Source organism: Alloalcanivorax sp. C16-2 (assembly GCF_046507615.1).
GTDB classification, from domain to species: Bacteria; Pseudomonadota; Gammaproteobacteria; order Pseudomonadales; family Alcanivoracaceae; genus Alloalcanivorax; species Alloalcanivorax marinus_A.
Map to the genome: position 1 here is coordinate 711,946 of NZ_JBKFTL010000001.1, position 17,132 is coordinate 729,077.

19 protein-coding genes are annotated in these 17,132 nt (G+C 67.1%); 10 read left to right on the plus strand and 9 right to left on the minus strand.

Features of this window, described 5'->3' with window-relative positions; translation table 11 throughout:
* Positions 1–3: 3 nt before the first annotated feature.
* Positions 4–1,170, minus strand: coding sequence for a hypothetical protein (locus tag ACLD02_RS03365; RefSeq protein WP_203103455.1), 1,167 nt, complete (start codon positions 1,168–1,170; stop codon positions 4–6).
* Between the two features lie 144 nt (positions 1,171–1,314).
* On the opposite strand from ACLD02_RS03365, the gene hldE reads away from it, so the two are divergent.
* Positions 1,315–2,742 (plus strand): bifunctional D-glycero-beta-D-manno-heptose-7-phosphate kinase/D-glycero-beta-D-manno-heptose 1-phosphate adenylyltransferase HldE, encoded by a 1,428-nt coding sequence (gene hldE / locus ACLD02_RS03370; protein WP_203103453.1) that lies wholly within the window; start codon positions 1,315–1,317, stop codon positions 2,740–2,742.
* Positions 2,743–2,758: 16 nt separating this feature from the next.
* Here the strand turns inward: hldE and ACLD02_RS03375 are convergent, their stop codons facing one another.
* Positions 2,759–3,820, minus strand: a complete 1,062-nt coding sequence (locus tag ACLD02_RS03375; RefSeq protein ID WP_410297941.1) for a hypothetical protein — start codon at positions 3,818–3,820, stop codon at positions 2,759–2,761.
* Positions 3,817–4,497, minus strand: a complete 681-nt coding sequence (locus tag ACLD02_RS03380) for an HAD family hydrolase (protein WP_203103449.1) — start codon at positions 4,495–4,497, stop codon at positions 3,817–3,819. The genes ACLD02_RS03375 and ACLD02_RS03380 overlap by 4 nt, the downstream gene beginning before the upstream one ends.
* Positions 4,498–4,678: 181 nt before the next feature.
* On the opposite strand from ACLD02_RS03380, the gene ACLD02_RS03385 reads away from it, so the two are divergent.
* Positions 4,679–5,164, plus strand: coding sequence for an RNA pyrophosphohydrolase (locus ACLD02_RS03385; protein ID WP_203104525.1), 486 nt, complete (start codon positions 4,679–4,681; stop codon positions 5,162–5,164).
* 33 nt (positions 5,165–5,197) lie between these two features.
* Positions 5,198–7,468 carry a phosphoenolpyruvate--protein phosphotransferase gene (gene ptsP, locus ACLD02_RS03390; protein ID WP_203103447.1) on the plus strand — a complete coding sequence of 757 codons (2,271 nt, stop codon included), beginning with the start codon at positions 5,198–5,200 and terminating at the stop codon, positions 7,466–7,468.
* Between the two features lie 22 nt (positions 7,469–7,490).
* Here ptsP and ACLD02_RS03395 read toward each other — a convergent pair whose 3' ends face one another.
* The gene (locus tag ACLD02_RS03395) at positions 7,491–8,246 is read right to left on the minus strand and encodes an NRDE family protein (RefSeq protein ID WP_410297942.1); all 756 of its coding nucleotides are present in this window, start codon (positions 8,244–8,246) and stop codon (positions 7,491–7,493) included.
* Between the two features lie 74 nt (positions 8,247–8,320).
* Here ACLD02_RS03395 and ACLD02_RS03400 point away from each other — a divergent pair, with 74 nt between their 5' ends.
* Genes ACLD02_RS03400 through ACLD02_RS03415 form a run of 4 tightly spaced genes read left to right on the plus strand, consistent with a single transcriptional unit; the run spans position 8,321 to position 11,330 of the window.
* Positions 8,321–9,124, plus strand: a complete 804-nt coding sequence (locus ACLD02_RS03400; protein WP_203103443.1) for a sulfite exporter TauE/SafE family protein — start codon at positions 8,321–8,323, stop codon at positions 9,122–9,124.
* Between the two features lie 29 nt (positions 9,125–9,153).
* Entirely contained in the window at positions 9,154–9,957 is an 804-nt protein-coding gene (gene lgt / locus ACLD02_RS03405; RefSeq protein WP_203103441.1) for a prolipoprotein diacylglyceryl transferase, read from the plus strand.
* A 4-nt stretch (positions 9,958–9,961) separates the two neighbouring features.
* Entirely contained in the window at positions 9,962–10,795 is an 834-nt protein-coding gene (locus ACLD02_RS03410; protein ID WP_203103439.1) for a thymidylate synthase, read from the plus strand.
* Positions 10,796–10,820: 25 nt separating this feature from the next.
* The gene (locus ACLD02_RS03415; RefSeq protein WP_203103437.1) at positions 10,821–11,330 is read left to right on the plus strand and encodes a dihydrofolate reductase; all 510 of its coding nucleotides are present in this window, start codon (positions 10,821–10,823) and stop codon (positions 11,328–11,330) included.
* Between the two features lie 13 nt (positions 11,331–11,343).
* On the opposite strand, the gene ACLD02_RS03420 is transcribed toward ACLD02_RS03415, so the two are convergent.
* A complete protein-coding gene (locus tag ACLD02_RS03420; protein ID WP_203103435.1) occupies positions 11,344–11,697 on the minus strand; it encodes a helix-turn-helix domain-containing protein in 354 nt (117 codons plus the stop codon).
* 126 nt (positions 11,698–11,823) lie between these two features.
* Entirely contained in the window at positions 11,824–12,165 is a 342-nt protein-coding gene (locus tag ACLD02_RS03425; protein ID WP_203103433.1) for a helix-turn-helix domain-containing protein, read from the minus strand.
* A gap of 162 nt (positions 12,166–12,327) precedes the next feature.
* Here ACLD02_RS03425 and ACLD02_RS03430 point away from each other — a divergent pair, with 162 nt between their 5' ends.
* Positions 12,328–13,980 (plus strand): site-specific DNA-methyltransferase, encoded by a 1,653-nt coding sequence (locus ACLD02_RS03430; protein WP_203103431.1) that lies wholly within the window; start codon positions 12,328–12,330, stop codon positions 13,978–13,980.
* Positions 13,981–13,997: 17 nt separating this feature from the next.
* Here ACLD02_RS03430 and ACLD02_RS03435 read toward each other — a convergent pair whose 3' ends face one another.
* On the minus strand, positions 13,998–14,690 hold the full coding sequence (locus ACLD02_RS03435) for a hypothetical protein (protein ID WP_410297943.1): 693 nt from the start codon (positions 14,688–14,690) through the stop codon (positions 13,998–14,000).
* An 86-nt stretch (positions 14,691–14,776) separates the two neighbouring features.
* A complete protein-coding gene (locus ACLD02_RS03440) occupies positions 14,777–15,295 on the minus strand; it encodes a DUF6231 family protein (RefSeq protein WP_203103427.1) in 519 nt (172 codons plus the stop codon).
* Positions 15,296–15,467: 172 nt separating this feature from the next.
* On the opposite strand from ACLD02_RS03440, the gene ACLD02_RS03445 reads away from it, so the two are divergent.
* Together ACLD02_RS03445 and ACLD02_RS03450 are read left to right on the plus strand one after the other, a co-directional pair.
* Positions 15,468–15,671, plus strand: coding sequence for a hemin uptake protein HemP (locus tag ACLD02_RS03445; protein WP_203103425.1), 204 nt, complete (start codon positions 15,468–15,470; stop codon positions 15,669–15,671).
* A gap of 75 nt (positions 15,672–15,746) precedes the next feature.
* Positions 15,747–16,733 (plus strand): hypothetical protein, encoded by a 987-nt coding sequence (locus tag ACLD02_RS03450; protein WP_338015193.1) that lies wholly within the window; start codon positions 15,747–15,749, stop codon positions 16,731–16,733.
* Between the two features lie 77 nt (positions 16,734–16,810).
* Here the strand turns inward: ACLD02_RS03450 and ACLD02_RS03455 are convergent, their stop codons facing one another.
* Positions 16,811–17,128, minus strand: coding sequence for a YqcC family protein (locus tag ACLD02_RS03455; RefSeq protein ID WP_410297944.1), 318 nt, complete (start codon positions 17,126–17,128; stop codon positions 16,811–16,813).
* Between the last annotated feature and the right edge of the window lie 4 nt (positions 17,129–17,132).

A 17,132-nucleotide genomic window follows, 5' to 3' on the forward strand; every position in this document is an offset into this window, starting at 1 on the left:
GCGTTAGCGGAGCGGCGGAAGCCGGGAGTCGCGGTGGCTGAGGCTGGCCAGCATCAGACCCAGGGGCAGCCACAGGCACATCCAACTGGGATGGAAGGGCACCAGCAGGTAGGCACCGGCGCTGAGCATGGTCAGCAGGCCGGGCAGCAGGCTGACCAGAAACACGGCGCCTTCGCGGTGCTTCTGGTCGCTGTCGGGCAGGTTCCAGGCGGGCACCGCCCAGGCCGCCAGGAACAGCACCAGACCGATCAGGCCGGTGCTGTGGATCACCGCCAGCAGAATGTTGTTGGGGTGCGGCAGCACGCGCAGGCCATCGGGGATGCCCTCGAGCAGCGAATCACCGCCCTCCTGGCTGAAGCCGTTGCCGAAAATCGGGTGGCTGAAATACATTTGCGCCTGGCGCAGCACCTCGAAGTCCAGTGCCAGGTACAGCGCCACGGCGCCGGCCAGGGCGGCCAGTACCCGCTGGCCGTAACGCAGCAGTATCCAGCCCAGGGCCATCACCAGCAGCATGATGCCGGTGTGGGCCTGCACCGCCACCAGGAAGGTGAAGCCCACCAGAGCGCCGGCGCCACGGCGCGCGCCCTTGGGAGTCAGGCCTTCATCCAGGGCCTGGGCGAGCAGGATGAACGAGGGCGCCACCAGGCCCATGGTGCTGATCAGCGGGCCGGGCTGGGGCAGATTGAAGATCAGGCTGGCCGGCTCGCTGAACAGGGGGCTGTCCAGGGGCTGGATGGTGTAATAGCTGACCATGATCACCGCCAGTACCACCATGGCGGTCATGGCGCCGTTGGCCAGGGACAGCTTCAGGGTGTTGCGGTAATACAGATGCAGCCAGCGCAGCATGCCCACCAGGATCACCACCTGGACCACCGCGCGCACCGTGCGCGAGGCATTCACGTCCTCGGCCCACAGCATGCTCAGCATGGTCCAGCCCAGGAAGGCGTATAAAGGCACCAGCCAGGGGTCGAGCAGCAGCTTACGGTCGCCGCTCACCAGGGCGCGGGTGAGCAGCGTCAGGGAAGGCACGAAGAACAGCACATCGACGACGTTGAGCAGAGCCACCCGGGAGTGGAACAGAAAGGGGCCGGTGAACATCACCGCGAAGGAGACCGTCAGCCACAGTCTTAACCATCTGCCCTGCTGCGCGTTGTGGCGCAATGCCGTCATAGAGTTCCGTCCCGTTCGATATGCAACAACCGGCCGGCGCGGCGTGCCCGCGGCGGCGAGCGGGAAAGTGTACTCAGCCCGGCTGCCCGCATCCACCGCTATGCTACACTTCGCGGCTATCATGAGCCTAGATGGAGTAGGGCGATGCCCAACCTGGAGATCCCTCCGTTCGGCCAGGCCCGGGTCCTGGTGGCCGGTGACGTCATGCTCGACCGCTACTGGCACGGCCCCACCGGTCGCATCTCACCGGAAGCACCGGTGCCGGTGGTACGTGTCACCGAGCTGGAGGATCGCCCCGGCGGCGCCGCCAACGTGGCCCTGAACATGGCGGCCCTGGGCGCCCGCGCCGAGTTGGTGGGCATCACCGGCGACGACGAGGCCGCCGGCATCCTGCGGGAGCGCCTGGCCGCCGCCGACGTCACCTGCGATTTCCAGAAAGTGCCCGGGCTGCCCACCATCACCAAATTAAGGGTGGTGAGCCGCCAGCAGCAACTGCTGCGTCTGGACTTCGAGGAATCCTTCCTGGACCAGGACCCGGCGCCGTTCGCGGACAAGGTGCACGCCCGGTTGGCCGGCTGCGGCGCCCTGGTGCTTTCCGATTACGCCAAGGGCGCCCTGCGTGATTGCCCGGGGCTGATCCGGCTGGCCCGGGAGGCCGGCGTGCCGGTGCTGGTGGACCCCAAGGGCAGCGATTTCGAGCGCTATCGCGGCGCCACCCTGCTGACCCCGAATCTATCCGAGTTCGAGGCGGTGGTGGGCCCGGTTCCCGATGAGAAGACCCTGGCGGAGAAAGGCCAGGCGCTGATGGCGGAGCTGGACCTGGAGGCGCTGCTGGTGACCCGCAGTGAGCGCGGCATGACGTTGCTGCGCGCTGGCCAGCCGGAGCGCCATCTGCCCACCCACGCCCGCGAGGTGTTCGACGTCACCGGCGCCGGCGACACGGTGATCTCCACCCTGGCGGTGGCCCTGGCCGCCGGCGCGCCCCTGGAGGACGCCGTGGCTCTGGCCAACATCGCCGCCGGCATCGTGGTCGGCAAGCTGGGCACCGCCGTGGTCAGCGCCCCGGAACTGCGCCGGGCGGTGCACCAGGCCGGTGGCCCGGGTCGCGGCGCGATGACCGAGGAGCAGTTGCTGCTGGCCATCGAGGACGCCCGCGCCCAGGGCGAGACCATCGTGTTCACCAACGGCTGCTTCGACATCATCCACGCTGGCCATGTGGGCTACCTGGATTCCGCCCGCCGCCTGGGCGACCGGCTGGTGCTGGCGGTCAACAGCGACGAGTCGGTGAAGCGGCTGAAAGGGCCGGGCCGGCCGATTAATCCCCTGGACCGCCGCATGGCGGTGCTGGCGGCGCTTGAAGCGGTGGACTACGTGGTGGCGTTCGATACCGACACCCCGGAGCCGCTGCTGGAGAAGATCAAGCCGGACGTGCTGGTCAAAGGCGGCGATTACACCGTGGACCAGGTGGTGGGCGCGCCCATCGTGCAGGCCTACGGCGGGCGCGTCGAGGTGCTCGATTTCGCCGAGAATATCTCCACCACCCACATCGTGCAGCGCATCCGGGGCGAGTGACCGCTCGCGTCGTGGGCTAGCCGCGAACCGCGGCGGCGGGGCTGATGCCGCCGCCCGCTTCTTCCTCGCCGTCCCCACCCTGGTCGCCGTCCTGGCTGAGCCAGGCGTGCATCGGGGCCCAGTCCCCCTGTTCCACGGCCTTCCCGAGGGCGGCCTGGAAACCGGGCCGGCTGGCCTCCAGGGCCTGGCGGAGCGGACCGTTGGCCTCGGCGGCCAGTTGTGCCAGCGCCGCGTCGGGTTGGGCGGCGTCGATAATCTCGATGCTGCGCGCTGGCAGATAGAGGCCCGCTTCCGGGTCGGTGGCGCCATGCTGCTCTTGCAGCGCCGCCAGGCGTTGGTCCAGCCGGCCCAGGGCGCAGCGCAGCGCGACCGCCCCCACCGGTGCGTCCTTGGCCAGCGCGTTCAGATCCCTTGAAAGCTGCGCGCCGGCCAGCCGCAGGTAGTCACGCCGGCGTGCCGGGGCGTCCACCGCCGGGACGCTTTCGCCTCCGTCCGTGGTGGGGGTCGGGGTGGCGGCGCCGGCCTGGAAGTCCATCGCCTGACGCGGCGCGTCGGGCACCCCGGCCAGCAGCAAGCGCAGCGGCTGAAAGCCCAGCGCCACCTCGCCGTCGGCGGTGGCGCCCTGCTGCCGGCGCAGGCTGGCGGCGGTCAGTTCCAGGGCCGGGTCGTTGACGATGCCGGAATCCGGCCAGGCGGGCAGGCCGTCCACGTAGGCCGGGTAGAAAGGCCAGGCATCGAGGCGGTTCAGACGGTCCAGCTCGCCGTGCTGGCAGGCACCGGCGGCCAGCATCAGCCAGTGGCGGTTGAAGGCGCGGTACAGGCCCTCCCAGGCGCCCTGGGCGGTGGCCAGGGTGTCCTCGTCCGGTTGTTCCAGCAGGGCGGCCAGGGCCTCCCGCCAGGCCTGGTGCTGTTCGTCCAGGGCCCGGGCGCCGGTCGCGTCACTCAGGGTGGCGGTGGCCGGCGCGGCGAGGTCCTGGCGGCTACCCTGGTCCGGGGTGTCCGGTGCCGCCGGTTCCTGCTGCGGGGCGTCGCAGGCCGCCAGGGCCAGCGCCAGGGTCAGGCCCAGCCACCGTTTCACGACAGGGCTCCGGCGGTTTCGTCGCGCAGCGACAGAATCGGCCAGCCGCGTTCCCGGGCGGCCCGCGCCAGGGTCGGGTCCGGGTCCACCGCCACCGGGTGGTCCACTTTGCCGAGCAGGGGCAGATCGTTGTGCGAGTCACTGTAGAACCAGCTGCCCGCCAGGCTTTCGCCGTGGGCGTCGAGCCAGTGGCCGAGGCGCTCCACCTTGCCTTCGCGGTAGCTGGGCACGCCGGCCACCCGGCCGGTGTAGAGGCCGTCGCCGTCCCGCTCCGCCCGGGTGGCGATCAGGTGTGGCACGCCCAGGCGCTCGGCGATTGGCGCGGTGATGAAATCATTGGTGGCGGTGATGATCATCAGGGTGTGACCGCGTTCGCGATGGTCGGCCACCAGCGCTTCGGCGCGAGGCAGCCAGAGGGCGTCGATAACCTCCTCCATGAAGGCCTGGCGCAGAGCATCCAGCTCTTCCAGCGGGCGCTTCTTGAGTTCCGAGAGCACGAACTCCTGATAGGCCAGGATGTCCAGACTGCCGTCCAGGTAGTCCTGGTAGAAGCGGTCGTTGGCCGCCTGGTAGCGCTCGGCGTCCACCTCGCCGCGGCGGACCAGAAAATCCCCCCACTGGTGGTCGGAATCGCCGGCGATCAGCGTATTGTCGAGGTCAAAAATGGCCAGTGTCATCGCAGCAACTCCCGGTATTCGCGTGCGCGCCGTAGCTTACCAGAGCGGCCCGTGGTTGGCAGTCGATTGATCGGCGCCGGGCCGACAAGGTTTAATGGGAGCATTGCGCGCCTGTACGGCTGGGCTTGGCGATTTCTCGCCCGCCCCGTGCCGCGCCATGGGATTGAAGGCAATGACAGGCATCATCGACGAGAAAGGATATCGGCTTAACGTTGGCATCGTGATCGCCGGCCCGGATGGCCGGGTGTTCTGGGGCCGCCGCATCGGCAACCGGGATGCCTGGCAGTTTCCCCAGGGCGGCATGATGCCCGGCGAAAGCCCCGAGGACACCCTGTTCAGGGAACTGGAAGAGGAAACCGGCCTGTTGCGCGAGCACGTCAGTGTGCTCGCCACCACCGAGGGCTGGCTCACCTACCGTTTGCCGCGCCGCTTCCTGCGCCCGCCGCGTAACCGCCCGGTGTGCATCGGACAGCGCCAGAAGTGGTTTTTGTTGCGGCTCGACGCCGCCGATGAAGCCATTGATCTGGCTCGTTCACCGGCGCCGGAATTTCAGGACTGGCGGTGGGTAAACTACTGGTACCCGATCCGCAAGGTGGTGCACTTCAAGCGTGGCGTCTATGCCCGGGCGCTGCGCGAGTTGGCACCGGCCTTGCGTGGCCGCCGCTAGCGGCCATCCCGATCACAAAGGAGAATATCGCCCATGCTCGACACCCTACGGCGCATCGTGCAGGAAGTGAACAACGCGCCGGACATCCGCTCCGCCCTGGACCTGATGGCCCAGCGGGTGCGCGATGCCATGGGCACCGAGGTGTGTTCCATTTATTTGCGTGACAACACCGAGGAGCGTTACGTGCTGATGGCCTCCGAGGGCCTCAAGCGCGAGGCGGTGGGGCGGGTCAGCCTGGGTTTTTCCGAAGGTCTGGTGGGGCAGGTAGGGCTGCGTGAGGAGCCGATCAACCTGGAAGACGCCTTTGCCCACCCCAAGTTCCATTATCTGGCGGAGACCGGCGAGGACCCGTTCCATGCCTTCCTGGGCGTGCCGGTGATGCACCATGGCAAGGTGCTGGGCATCCTGGTGGTGCAGCAGCGCGACGCCCGCCGCTTCGACCAGAGCGAGGAAGCTTTCCTGATCACCATTTCCGCCCAGTTGTCGGCGGTGATCGCCCATGCCCATGCCTCCGGCGTACTGTTCGAACAGCTCGATGCCCACGAGGACCTGCCCAGTTTCCATGATGGCCAGCCCGGCGCTTCCGGCGCGGCCATCGGCACCGGCGTGCTGTTGTTTCCGGAGGCGGATCTGTCCGCGGTGCCGGACCGGGAACCGGAGGACATCAGCGCCGAGATCGCCCTGCTCGACGAAGCGCTGGTGCGGGTGCGCCAGGAAATCCGCGACCTGGCGGAGCGGGCCAAAACCACCCTGGGCGCCGAGGAGCAGGCTCTGTTCGATGTGTACCTGCGCATGCTCGACCGCCATGCCCTGCCCGCCGAGGTGGTGGCCAGGATTCGCGAGGGCCAGTGGGCCCAGGGCGCCCTGCGCACGGTGGTGGACGCCCATGTGCACAACTTCGAGATGATGGACGATCCCTACCTGCGGGAGCGGGCCGCCGATGTGCGCGACCTGGGGCGGCGGGTCCTGGGGCAGCTGCAAAGCCGCAGCCGGCGCCGTATCACCTTCCCGGAGCACTGCATCCTGCTGGGTGACGACGTGTCCGCGCCGATGCTCATGGAGCTGCCCCAGGAGAACATCGTCGGCATCGCCACCACGCGCGGCTCGCGCAACTCGCACATGGCCATCGTGGCGCGGGCCATGGGCATTCCCACCGTGGTGGGCGCGCAGAATCTGCCGCTCAAGAAGCTGGATGGCAAGGAACTGATCGTCGATGGCTTTCGCGGCCGCGTGATCGCCAACGCCTCGGCGGAACTCAAGGAGCAGTTCCAGGAAATCATCGCCGAGGAACGCCACCTGCAGGCGGGCCTGGAAAAACTCCGCGACCTGCCGGCGCAAACCGAGGACGGCGAGCGCATTCGTTTGCAGGTGAACACCGGTCTGATGACGGACATCAACCGCTCCATCGAGCGTGGCGCGGAAGGCGTCGGCCTGTACCGCACCGAGATTCCCTTCATGGTGCGCGACCGCTTTCCTTCGGAGGAAGAGCAGCGTTTGATTTACCGCGAGCAGCTGTCCGCCTTCGCCCCGCACCCGGTGACCATGCGCACCCTGGACGTGGGCGGCGACAAGGCGCTCAGTTACTTCCCCATCGAGGAGGAAAACCCGTTCCTCGGCTGGCGCGGCATCCGCCTGACCCTGGACCACCCGGAAATCTTCATCGTGCAGGTGCGCGCCATGCTCAAGGCCGCCGAGGGGCTGGATAACCTGCGTATCATGCTGCCCATGATCACCAGCGTGATCGAGGCCGAGGAAGCCCAGCACCTGATCCACCGGGCCTGGCTGGAAGTGCGCGAGGAAGGGGTGGACGTGGCGATGCCCCCGGTGGGCGTGATGATCGAGGTGCCCGCCTCGGTGTACCAGGCCCGGGCCCTGGCCCAGCGGGTCGATTTTCTGTCCGTGGGCACCAACGACCTGACCCAGTATCTGCTGGCGGTGGATCGTAATAACCGGCAGGTGTCCGACCTCTACAACTCCTGCCATCCGGCGGTGCTGCACGCCCTGCTGCATGTGGTCGAGCAGGCCCACGAGGAGGGCAAGCCGGTGTCGGTGTGTGGCGAAATGGCCGGCGACCCGAGTACCGCCCTGCTGTTGCTGGCCATGGGCTACGACACCCTGTCCATGAACGCCTCCAACCTGCTGCGGGTGAAGGCGGCGGTGCGTCAGGTGAACATGGGCTTCCTGCGCCAGTTGCTCAACGAGGTGCTGGCCATGGACAACGGCGAGGTGATCGCTTCCTACCTGGACCTGCAGCTCACCAAGGTGGGCCTGGGCGACCTGATCCGCCACCGCAAGGCCGCCTGAAAGAACCGCCGCCCGGCCGCTCCTACGGAGAACCGGCGCTGTAGCGTGGCGGGCCGTCGGGATTGCCGTCCGGGCGCCAGCTTTGTTCCGCCATTTCCGGCTCGCCGTGGGCGTGCAGTTTCACCGCCGAGCTGGCGCGGGTGCCGTACTCCGGGGATTGAATGAACACCGGCGCCACCAGGCGCTCCAGGGCCAGGTTCACGCCGGTATCCGGCAACGCTGAATCCGGCGGCTGGTGGCGATCGTTCACCACCTCGAGCAGCGCACCCAGGTCGGCGCCCCCGGCGATGGCCGCCGTCAGCCGTGCCTTGCCGCGCTCCACCTTGGGCCAGGGGTCGTCCAACAGACCGTTGGACAGCCCGTGCACGCCCGGCGCCACCGCCCGGGGCGGCGCGCCCCGGTTGCTCAGATACCAGAGCGCCTGGCGGTCCCCCACCAGCAGGTTGAAGCCGGCGTAACGGTGCTGGTGTTCAGTCAGGGCCCGGCAGAACGCTTCCGGGGTGTCCTCGCTTTCCAGGAAGGCGCTGGGCAGCAGCCCCCGGGACAGCTCGCCGTCGCCACGCTCGGCCACCGGCTCCCGGAAATTGGTGATCACCGCGAAACGCCCGGCCCGGTGGATGCCCAGCCAGGTGCCGCCGGCCCGGCGGTCCAGGCCATGGAAGACCTGGCCGCGCCAGCGCGCCGGCTCCGTGGGACGGGCGTGGAATTCATCCCGGTTGGCGGCCACGGTAAGGGGCGTGTCGGCGCCGGGGCGCCACTCGAACAGCACGATGCACATAAGGAGACTTCGCTGGATAGGACAGGATCAAAACGGCCTGCTAGCATAACCGCCATTTCCGGCAGGGGACATCCATGACGCTAGTGCTGATCTGCGCCCTGATCGGGCTCGCCGCCGGCCTGATGGGCGGCGCCCTGGGCCTGGGCGGCGGCGTGGTGATCGTGCCGCCGCTGATTTACCTGTTCCATGGTCGTGGCTTCGACGAGGCGATCGTGGCGCAAATGGCGGTGGGCACCTCCCTGGCGACCATCATCGTTACCGCGCTCAGCTCCGTGCGCGCTCACCATAAAGCCGGCTATGTGCGCTGGCCGGTGGCCGGGCGGCTGGCCGGGGGCATCGTGGTAGGGGCACTGATCGGCGCGGTGGTCGCCGACCGCCTGTCCGGCGTGGCCCTGACCCGGCTGTTCGGCTTTTTCGCCATCGTCATCGCGCTGCAGATGCTGCTGCGCCGTCCGGCGGCGACCCCGGTGGGCGAGGACCTGCCGGAACGGCTGCCCGGCACCGGCGGGCTGGCCGCCGCCGGTGGGCTGATCGGTGGTATTTCCAGCCTGTTCGGCATTGGCGGCGGTTCGCTGACGGTGCCGTTTTTGTCCTGGTGCCGCCTGCCGATGCAGAACGCGGTGGCGATCTCCGCCGCCTGCGGGCTGCCCATCGCCCTGGCCGGCAGTCTGGGATTCGTGATCACTGGCTGGGGGCGGTCGGAATTGCCGCCCTGGAGCCTGGGATATGTGTACTTGCCGGCCGCCCTGGCCATCGTGGTGACCAGTTTTCCGATGGCCAAGGTGGGCGCGCGGCTCAGCCACCGCCTGCCCTCGGCCCTGTTGCGACGTATCTTCGCGCTGTTCCTGATCGCCATCGGTCTGGAGCTGCTATTGTGAGTGGCCGCCGGCCCTGACGGAGTAAAGGCATGGAGTTTCCCCGTATCGACCCGGTGGCGCTGGCCATCGGCCCCCTGCAGATTCACTGGTATGGCCTGATGTACCTGGTGGGTTTCGTGGGGGGCTGGTGGCTGCTGCGCCATCGCGCCGGTCGCCCGGACAGCGGCTGGACCCGGGAGCAGGTCAGCGACCTGGTGTTCTACGTGGCGCTGGGGGTGATCCTCGGCGGTCGGGTCGGCTATGTGCTGTTCTATAATTTCGGCAAGTTCCTGGACGACCCGCTGTGGCTGTTCGAGATCTGGACCGGCGGCATGAGTTTCCACGGCGGCGCCCTGGGCGTGCTGGTGGCGTTCTGGCTGCTGGCGCGCAAATTCGGCAAGCGTTATTTCAGCGTCGCCGACTACGCCGTGCCGGTGGTCCCGATCGGTTTGGGCGCCGGTCGCCTGGGTAACTTTATCAACGGCGAGTTGTGGGGCCACCCGGCGGATGTACCCTGGGCCATGGTCTTTCCCGCCGATCCCATGGGCGTGCCGCGCCACCCTTCGCAGCTCTATGAATTCCTGCTCGAGGGTGTGGTGCTGTTCCTGGTGCTGTGGTTCTATTCCGCCCGCCCGCGCGCGGCGGGCGCCGTCACCGGGCTGTTTGGCCTGGGCTATGGGCTGGCCCGCACCTTCGTGGAGTTTTTCCGCGAGCCCGACGCGCACATCGGCTACCTGGCCGGCGGCTGGCTGACCATGGGCATGCTGCTCAGCATCCCGATGATCATCCTCGGCGCCGCCCTGATGTTCTGGGCCTACCGGCACGATGACCGGGCGGCCCCGGCAAGGAAGTAATGGCATGAAGCAATACCTGGACCTGCTCCGCACCGCCCGTTATGAGGGCGTGATCAAGGGCGATCGCACCGGCACCGGCACCCGTGCCCTGTTCGGCCACCAGATGCGTTTCAATCTGGCCCACGGTTTCCCGCTGGTGACCACCAAGAAAGTGCATCTGAAATCCATCATCCATGAGCTGCTGTGGTTCCTGTCCGGTGACACCAATATCGGCTACCTGAAGGAAAACGGCGTCAGTATCTGGGATGAATGGGCCACCGAGGACGGTGATCTGGGGCCGGTGTACGGTGAGCAGTGGCGTTGCTGGCCCACCGCCGATGGCGCCGTCATCGACCAGATCGATGAGGTACTCGCCGAGATTCGCCGCAACCCGGATTCCCGCCGCCTGGTGGTGAGCGCCTGGAACCCGGCGGTGCTGCCGGACCCGCGCCTGTCGCCCAGGGAGAACGCGGCCATGGGGCGGCAGGCGCTGCCACCGTGCCACTGTCTGTTCCAATTCTATGTGGCCGACGGCAAGCTCAGTTGTCAGCTTTACCAGCGCAGTGGCGACATCTTTCTCGGCGTGCCCTTCAATATCGCCTCCTACGCGCTGCTGACGCTGATGATCGCCCAGGTTTGCGATCTGCGGCCCGGTGATTTCGTGCATACCCTGGGGGACGCCCATCTCTACAGCAATCACCTGGAGCAGGCGGATCGGCAACTGGCCCGCGAACCCCGGCCGTTGCCACGCATGAAGCTCAACCCGGCGGTGAAGGACCTGTATGCGTTCCGCTATGAGGATTTCACCCTGGAAGGCTACGATCCACACTCGCACATCAAGGCGCCGGTGGCGGTCTGACCGCTGTCGGCCACGAGGAGACCCAATGAGCATTCGTCTGGCGATGATGGCCGCCAAGGCCAGCAATAACGTCATCGGCCGCGACAACAAACTGCCCTGGTACCTGCCCAACGACCTCAAGTACTTCAAGCAGGTCACCCTGGGAAAACCCATCGTCATGGGCCGCAACACCTGGGAATCTCTGAAACGGCCTCTGCCGGGGCGTACCAATATCGTGATCAGCCGCCAGCCGGACTACCAGGCGGAAGGCGCGAAGGTGGTGGAGACTCTGGACCAGGCGTTGGAGCTGGCCGGGCACGTTGCCCACATCGATGGCCAGGATGAAGTAGTGGTGATCGGTGGTGCGCAGATTTACGCCCTGGCGCTGCCCCGGGCGGATCGGCTCTACCTCACCGAAGTGCACGCCGAGGTGCCCGGCGACACCTATTTTCCGGTGCTGGACGCGGCGCAATGGCGGGAAATCGGTCGGGATGATTTCCAGGCCGAAGGGCCCAACCCCTACGATTATTCCTTCGTGATTTACCAGCGCGCCTGAACGGCGCGCCCGTTCACGACAATCCCTTGCTGTCGCGAATGTCCTCGGCAATGCGCATAAGCAATCGTCGCCGCGACGGCGTCAGCGCGGAAACGATGCTGATCAGTTCGCGGGTTTCCTTGTCGAAGGCGCTGGCCGGGTCGCGGAGATGGGGCGTTCTGGAACGCCCCTCCAGTTCCTCGAACAGCTCGGTGAGCGACATCTCCAGGGCCGCGCACAGGCGCCCCAGACGCTGCACGGACACATCCTGACGGTTGCGTTCGATGCGCGACAGATTGCCCGCGTCCGTACCGGCCCGGTACGCCACCTCTTCGAGGGTTTCTTCCCGGCGCTGGCGCCGTTCCTTGAGAATGCCACCTATATCCATGCTGATAAGTGTCGGTAGCCGCTCTGGCGCCCTCAATGTGTTAATTGCAACCGTGCAAATCACGGTTTGTGCTTATAGGCAATATGACGTGGCCGCCCCTTGAAATCGTGCAAGGGCGGACGCCCGTTACTCCTTGCCGGGCGCCAGGCGCGCGGTGAACGACACCTGCAGACGGTCGCCGGAGGTCAGTTCCAACCCGCCGCCGGAGGCGCCGTTGTAGTCCGCCGCGACATCGCCGACATGGTGGCCCCGGCGGCGCTCCAGGCGGCGCACGAACTCTTCCGGCTTCCAGTTCAGGGCATCGCACAGAGCGAGCATGCGGGGCACGCTGAGCTGCTGCTCGTTGCGTTCGATGCGTGACAAATTGCCCGGATCGGTGTGTGCCCGGGAGGCGACCTGTTTGAGGGTCTTGCCTTGTTGAAGACGGCGTTCGCGCAGAAGGCCGCCGATGTCGAGATCCTTGGTCATGGTTATGTCCTTTCCTTGAGTGGTGAGGGGCGAGACCGGAAATCCGGTCTGCGCTCTGGGTTTTTGTAGTCTTCCGGCTGCAAAATAGCAAGAATTTTCCATTGCTATTGTGCCAAATTGTATGATTTGATTTTTGCAATGCAAATGGAAAATGACAAAACCATGGATGAACGGACATTCTGGCCGGTCCCGGGGGAGGGGTTGGAGCCTTTGGCGCTGGCGGACCCGGGCGGTGATCACGACGAGGGCGATTACGCCTTCATCTGGCCGGGCAAGGCGGCGGCCCGGGCCGGGATCCGGGCGCCGGCACGGGGCGTGCTGCGCGCGCTGCCGGAGCATTCCCTGCGCTTCGAGGATGCGCCCCACTCGGTGATCGAGGGCGATAACCTGGTGGTGCTGAGGAGCCTGCGCGCCGCCTACCAGGGCCGGGTGAAGATGATCTACATCGATCCGCCCTACAACACCGGCCGTGATTTTCTCTACCCGGATAACTACCGCGATGGCGCCGGCGCCCACCCGGACGGGCGTTACCACGGGCGCTGGCTGAGCATGATGTACCCGCGCCTGGCCCTGGCCCGGGAGCTGCTGAGCGAGGACGGTGTGCTGTTCGTCAGCATCGACGACCACGAGGTCCATGTGCTGCGTCTGGTGCTCGACGAGCTGTTCGGTTCGCGTAACTTCGTGGCCATGTTCCCCTGGCAGTCGCGCACTTCCCGACAGAACGATACCGATCTGTGCGTGCAGCACGAATACGTGCTCGCCTATGCCCGCCGGCGCCGTGCCCGGCTGCGTCGCCTGAAACCGGATAACCAGGCCCTCTGGTATCGTGAGCCGGGTTTCGCCGCCTACCCCGAGCCGGTGAAAAGCGATCGCTACCGCAACCCGGACAACGACCCGCGTGGCCCCTGGAAAGCGGACCCCTTCGATGCCCCCAATCGCCGGCCACGGCTGACCTACCCGATCCGCAATCCGCACACCGGCGAGGAGTTCTGGCCACCTCCGGGCCGCTGCTGGCGCACCGGGCCCGAGCGCTTTGAAGCATTACGCGCGGACGGGCGCATCGTGTTCGGGCGCAGTGGCCGGGCCCGCCCGCAACTGAAAGTGTTCCTGGAGGAAAAGCGCGCTTTCGGCGAGGTGGCCGCCACCTGGCTGGATGGTGTCACCTTCGGCACCGCCACCGGAGGCACCCGGGAACTGCAGGCGCTGTTCGACGGCGAGGTGCCGTTCGCCTATCCCAAGCCCACGGCGTTGTTGCGTTTCCTGTTGCGGCTGGCCACCGGGCCGGATGATCTGGTGCTGGATTTCTTCGCCGGCAGTGGCGCCACCGGGCAGGCGGTGCTGGCGCAGAACCTGGAGGACGGTGGCCGCCGTCGTTGCCTGCTGGTGCAGCTACCGGAGCCCACCGGTGATTCGCGTTGGCCGACCATCGCCGATCTGACCCGGGAGCGGCTGCGCCGGGCCGCCGTGGCGCTGGGTAGCGAGGAGGGCTTTCGAGTCTGGCGGCATGCCCCGACGCGACCGGCTCGTCCGGACCCCTGGCACTGGTTGCCGGAACTGGGTCTGCCCCTGGATACGCGGTTGCGCGCGGTGCCGCTGGGCGCGATTACCGCCCACGCCCTGGAACATGAGGGCCGGCGCTGGCTGTTGGTTGCCTCGGAGGCACTGGAGGAAGCGGAGCAGGACGCGCTGCTGGCGCGGGACATGGACGTGCTGGTGCTATCGCGGCGGGCGCTGACGGCGGCGGTGGACTTCCGTCGCCGCCTGGAGGCGTTTCCCGAGACCCGCCGTCCGGAGCTCAAGACCGTGCCCGCCTGAGCGGATAGCGTGCCGGCTCAGTCCCGGGCCGGCGCCGCCGGCGGCTCGTCCGCCAGGGTCCAGAAGCGGAAGGCCACCACGTTCACCAGGGTCGCCAGCAGGCCCGTGATCAGGCCGGTGACCAGCAGGGTGCCGGCGTTTTCGCCGAGCAGCCCGATCACCAGGCTGTTGACCACCGCCGCCAGCGCGAACACCAGCAGGCCGGACAGCACCAGGTTCAGCAGCAGTGGCCACTGGCAGGCCGATGACCGCTCGAAGGCTGACTGCAGGGATTGTAGCGGCCCTTCGTTACGCAGCAACAGCCGGAAAGGCGCGAAGCAGAGGCGGGCGTAGATCCACAACGCCGGGAAGAACAGCAGCATCCACCCCACCGATACCGCCAGGGCCATCATGAAGTAGGTGGCCAGCAGGAACGGGAATCGCGCCAGCGCCGGTAGCACACAGGCGAGCAGCCCGCGCGGGCGGCCATGCTGAATGCTGGCCAGTTGCACGATCAGGGCGCCTTCGGCGAGCGGACGGATCAGCAGCAGCAACGCCATGCTCAGCGCGTTGAACCCCACCACCTTGCCGTCGGCGCCGTTGACGATCACTGGCCCCAGCAGCCATTGCAGGGCTTCACCGAGCAGCGTGAACGGGGCACTGACCAGAAACAGGGCGGCCAGATGGCGGCGCCAGAAATAGAGGGATTCCTTGAGACGTTGCAGGATCATGGCGGGGTACCTTGCGCGAACCGCCGACACCATACGTCAGCCGCCGGGCCTTGACCAGCGCCGCGGCGCGACGCTGGCCCGCCCGGTCACCACCAGTACTTGCCCCAGTTTTCCGGGTTCGCCCAGAAGCGAGGGTTGTTCCAGGAACGCCGGAAGTTGTAGCTGTCCAGGTCGTAGCTGTAGATATCCAGTTCGCGGCCTTCCTGGGCGAAATGGCCTTCCTCCCGGCAGCCCAGGGCGAGGAAGCCGTTGTGTGCCCAGCGCAGTTTCTCCGGCGCCAGACGCGGCTGATACACCGCGACGATGGAATCGGTGTGCAGGTTGCGCAGCAGGCCCAGCAGGGCCTCGCCATCGCGGCGGCTCATGTACTCAAGCTGATCGGCGACCACGGCCATGTCCACCCGCTGGATGCGTTCCAGTTCGTCGAACGGATTCAACTCCTGAATATGGATGAGTTCGCAATCGTGGTCCCGGGCCCAGTGTTCGGCCACCGGCACCGGATTGAGGCTGAGGGTCAGCAGGCTTTTCGGCTGGTGGCTGTCGAGAATGGCCGCCAGCTTTTCCTGCGGCGTTTCAATGGCGTTGGAAGCAATGGCTGTATTCATGGCTTTCAGTCTAGGGCGGTTAAGGAAGGACCTCCAGGCCCGGCCATCGGGAATAGGCCGCCTTTTGGCTGTGACGCTGTTAAAAATTGTTTGCCACGAGGGTCACAAGGGCGTTGACGGTATCGATTTAACTAATGATAATGATTCTCAAATACATTTAAGGAGAAATGTCATGTCCCAAGGCACCCTGACCCGCGCGCACAATCCCGCCCTGGCCAGCCGCCGGCCCGCCGGTCGTCGCATCGCCATCGCCGACGACAGCAGCGTGGCCAGCCGGGCACTGCTTAACCAGGACGGCAAGCTGTGGATCGAGCACGGTGGCGAGCGCTACCTGCTGCGGCGCACCGCTAACGACCGGTTGATCCTGACCAAATAAAACCGAGTTCTCCCTGACTGTGGAAAGCCAGCCGTCGCCAGCTGCCCACTCCCTGATTTCGCAAGGAGGCCCGCCGTGACGGTGACAACCCTGATGCCCAAGACCCAGGCATCCACCACTTTTCATCATTGCCGAGCCGCCCTCGGTGACCGGGTACTGCGGCTCCAGGACGAGCCCCTGGCCATCCTCAAGGGGCTCTATCGGCTGGGGGCCCTGGTGGTCACCACCTTCGCCGACGGTGGCCGGGTATCCCAATCGATGCGCTATCCGGCCCTGCTTAACGGCGAGGACGGGCTGGAATCCAGGGGCAGCCAGTGCCGCCTCAACCAGCACCTGAACCTGCCCCTGTGGCGTTCGGTGATGGCGGTGCTGGCGCCGGTGGCGGATCTGCCCGCCCGCAGCCTGCTGTTCTTCGACCGCTTCGGCGAACCGGTGCAGCAAATGGCGGTGGCGCCGGAAACCGGCGGCCTGGCCTTCGAGGAGCTGGTGTGCGCCATGCTGCACCCCGATCAGCGCCAACTGGGCGCGCCGCCGCCACGTCTGCCGGTGCCGCCGGCGGCGGTGCCCTCGGTGGCCGAGCTGGAGCGGCAGTGGTCCCACGGCGACGACGACGGCTTCAATGAGTTGTTGGCGCGGGTCGGCGACCGCCGCCAGGTGTTGTACCAGGCGGTGCGCGACAAGTTCGCCTGCCCGGTGCGGGCGGAGACCGTGCCCTCCCTGCTGGCGCTGGCCAGCCGCCGGGAGCACGGCTTCACGGTGTGCACCGGCAACAGCGGCGTGCGGTTGTGCATGACCGCGCCCTGGTCGGCGCCACGCTGGCAAAAGGGGCATTGCCATCTGGCCCATAACGGCGTGTTGGTGTCCCTGGACATGGGCCGGGTGGCCAGTGTCTGGCGGTTGCGCCGGCCCGGCGCCGGCCGGGTGGTCACCGCTCTTGAAGGGCTGGATGCCCAGGGCCGCTGGCTGTGGACTCTGTCCGGTGGTGAGGATGAGAACGGCTGGTTGGCTTTGTTGGGCGACAGCCTGATTCAGGAGGGGGCGCCTGGCCGCCGCATGGCGTAGGGCGTGATCGCGACTGAAGTCGCTCCTACCACACGATCCAGACCGCGGTAGGAGCGACTTCAGTCGCGATCTCACGGTTAGAAGTGGCCGTCGAACTCGCGGAGCAGGTCCACCAGCCGGTCGGTTTCCTCGGGCAGGTCGCGCAGGGTTTCCTCGGCCAGTGGCGCCACGTCGCATTGCGCCGGCAGCGGGTGGTTCTCGGCCAGGATCGCCCGGAAGCGGGCGATGAACACCCATTGCAGCCATTGGGTAAAGGCCATGGTGTCGGCGAAGAAGGGGGTGGCGCTTTCGAACGCCGCCGGCTCCGGCGGCAGGCCTTCCCAAAGGTTCAGGCTTTCCATTTCCGTCTGCAGGTCGTCGAGCAGGCCGTTCAGGGCGAGGCGGGTGTCGGTCATGGCG

Excerpts from the sequence above, each read along its gene's own strand:
- ACLD02_RS03365 (WP_203103455.1), bottom strand. The coding sequence starts at position 1,170 with ATGACGGCATTGCGCCACAACGCGCAGCAGGGCAGATGGTTAAGACTG.
- hldE (WP_203103453.1), top strand. The coding sequence starts at position 1,315 with ATGCCCAACCTGGAGATCCCTCCGTTCGGCCAGGCCCGGGTCCTGGTG.
- ACLD02_RS03380 (WP_203103449.1), bottom strand. The coding sequence starts at position 4,497 with ATGACACTGGCCATTTTTGACCTCGACAATACGCTGATCGCCGGCGAT.
- ptsP (WP_203103447.1), top strand. The coding sequence starts at position 5,198 with ATGCTCGACACCCTACGGCGCATCGTGCAGGAAGTGAACAACGCGCCG.
- ACLD02_RS03395 (WP_410297942.1), bottom strand. The coding sequence starts at position 8,246 with ATGTGCATCGTGCTGTTCGAGTGGCGCCCCGGCGCCGACACGCCCCTT.
- ACLD02_RS03400 (WP_203103443.1), top strand. The coding sequence starts at position 8,321 with ATGACGCTAGTGCTGATCTGCGCCCTGATCGGGCTCGCCGCCGGCCTG.
- lgt (WP_203103441.1), top strand. The coding sequence starts at position 9,154 with ATGGAGTTTCCCCGTATCGACCCGGTGGCGCTGGCCATCGGCCCCCTG.
- ACLD02_RS03410 (WP_203103439.1), top strand. The coding sequence starts at position 9,962 with ATGAAGCAATACCTGGACCTGCTCCGCACCGCCCGTTATGAGGGCGTG.
- ACLD02_RS03415 (WP_203103437.1), top strand. The coding sequence starts at position 10,821 with ATGAGCATTCGTCTGGCGATGATGGCCGCCAAGGCCAGCAATAACGTC.
- ACLD02_RS03420 (WP_203103435.1), bottom strand. The coding sequence starts at position 11,697 with ATGGATATAGGTGGCATTCTCAAGGAACGGCGCCAGCGCCGGGAAGAA.
- ACLD02_RS03425 (WP_203103433.1), bottom strand. The coding sequence starts at position 12,165 with ATGACCAAGGATCTCGACATCGGCGGCCTTCTGCGCGAACGCCGTCTT.
- ACLD02_RS03430 (WP_203103431.1), top strand. The coding sequence starts at position 12,328 with ATGGATGAACGGACATTCTGGCCGGTCCCGGGGGAGGGGTTGGAGCCT.
- ACLD02_RS03435 (WP_410297943.1), bottom strand. The coding sequence starts at position 14,690 with ATGATCCTGCAACGTCTCAAGGAATCCCTCTATTTCTGGCGCCGCCAT.
- ACLD02_RS03440 (WP_203103427.1), bottom strand. The coding sequence starts at position 15,295 with ATGAATACAGCCATTGCTTCCAACGCCATTGAAACGCCGCAGGAAAAG.
- ACLD02_RS03445 (WP_203103425.1), top strand. The coding sequence starts at position 15,468 with ATGTCCCAAGGCACCCTGACCCGCGCGCACAATCCCGCCCTGGCCAGC.
- ACLD02_RS03455 (WP_410297944.1), bottom strand. The coding sequence starts at position 17,128 with ATGACCGACACCCGCCTCGCCCTGAACGGCCTGCTCGACGACCTGCAG.